At 68.8% G+C, this 1,556-nt stretch carries 2 protein-coding genes and 1 pseudogene; all 3 read left to right on the top strand.

Features of this window, described 5'->3' with window-relative positions:
* The first annotated feature begins 115 nt into the window (after positions 1-115).
* The 3 genes and pseudogenes from AC5P1C_RS43680 to AC5P1C_RS43670 all read left to right on the top strand — a co-directional run bounded on the left by AC5P1C_RS43680 (position 116) and on the right by AC5P1C_RS43670 (position 1,394).
* The gene (locus AC5P1C_RS43680) at positions 116-304 is read left to right on the top strand and encodes a hypothetical protein (RefSeq protein ID WP_493871575.1); all 189 of its coding nucleotides are present in this window, start codon (positions 116-118) and stop codon (positions 302-304) included.
* Positions 305-540: 236 nt separating this feature from the next.
* A pseudogene (locus AC5P1C_RS43675) lies at positions 541-809 on the top strand (VOC family protein); the annotation flags it as partial.
* A 240-nt stretch (positions 810-1,049) separates the two neighbouring features.
* Positions 1,050-1,394, top strand: a complete 345-nt coding sequence (locus AC5P1C_RS43670) for a hypothetical protein (protein ID WP_493871574.1) — start codon at positions 1,050-1,052, stop codon at positions 1,392-1,394.
* Positions 1,395-1,556 lie beyond the last annotated feature (162 nt).

Genomic DNA, 1,556 nt, shown 5'->3' with positions numbered 1-1,556 from the left:
GGTGCGTGACGTGAGAAGGGCCGCACGGGTTGGGTGAGTTGTGAGGCTTACCTGGGCCCGTGCGGCCTGCTCCCATCGTTCCCTGTCTGGGGTCTCCCGCGCACACTTCGGTGAGTTGTTCGAGGAACTCGCTCCCAAGTGGCAGGCCGCCCGCGAGTGGTCCCTGCGCGAGCGGCGCGGCGGGGAACGGTACACCGAGACCCACCTCGCCATCGTCGGGCTGGTCTCCGATCGCTCCGCCCGGCGACCGACCCGCCGCAAGCCCAGCACCGAACTGGTGCCCGCCCGGCCGGCCACCCGCTGATCATCCACCAGCCAACCCGCCAGGCCAGCCTGCCCCGACGTCAATCGCTCCCAAGGCCGGAAGCCGGGCACGGCTTCCGCCGGCCCTGACCAACTACACGCGCCAGTCCCGCCGGCCGCGGCATGCGGCAGCCGCGCTGCCCAACGCAGTGCCTACCCGCAGCCACATCGAGGGCGGGACTGTAAGGCCGGAGCCCTGGCCGGATACCGGCACGCTTGTTCCGGAGCGGAACGAGCGGCGAGATCGAGCCGGCATTCATCCGGGTGGACGACTACCGGGCTCCGCAGTGGCCCGACAGCGAGCACCCCAAGCAGTTCCACCACGACTTCGAAGTGGACGAGACCGAGTCCGAGCAGCGCTGCGTCCTCGACCTCGGCGCGATGCTGAGGCAGGACTTCATCGGCCCCAACGGCTACGGCTGGCAGGTCTACACAGACCCGATCGGCCACCCCTTCTGATGTGCCGCAACAAGGGCGTCATCCGGACCGACCAGGGCCCGATGTGACCCAAGCGCGACTCAGCGGCTTGGTTGAGGTTCGTTGCTGACTGTCGGATCCGGTCGCGTTGATGGTTCATAGCTTGGCCGACAGCCTTTGCCGATGGCGACGGCGCTGGTCTGGGTGCGTTGCGGGTAATCCTGGTACTTCGCCTGGCGCCAGACCGAGTCGCCCTGCTGTCCATGTCGTTCGATTCGCCTGCCGGTAGTGAGCCCTGCCTCCAGACGGGTGCCGGGCTCACTCATCCCTTGGCGACGGTTGAGGTGGCCTACGAGCGGGAGTGCAAAGGGCAGCTGCGTCGCGCGGCCGAGCAGCAGAAGGCCGAGCGGGAAGCGCGCCGCCCGGTGTGCGCCGGCTGCGGCACGAAGTTCACCGACGACCGGTGGAAGACGACCGAGGCAGCCGGGTGGGGCGCTCCCCGAGACAGCCACGCGCACCTGTTCGACGCCTGCACGCAGGGGGCCGTCACCGTCGAACGCCAAGCCCAGCAGACCGTGTCGGAGCACCAGGAGCAGGAGGACCAGGAGGACCAGGACCAGGTGGTGCACAAGCCGCGGGCTGAGGGCGGTTGGCTCTCAGAGGGCGGTTCGTGAGGTGATGTCCGGTTCCAGGTGAGGTTGGGGACAGCGGTGCCGGCGGCCGCGGGGTTGTGTCGGCTAGGACTTGTCCGGCCGATCATGGTTGTGGGTCGGGCATGATGTCCCGGTGAGCATCATCGTGAAGTTCTTCGTGGCGCCGGACGACACGTCAGCGGC

Source organism: Streptomyces sp. A18 (assembly GCF_059026065.1).
This window is presented reverse-complemented; position numbering and strand designations above follow the sequence as displayed.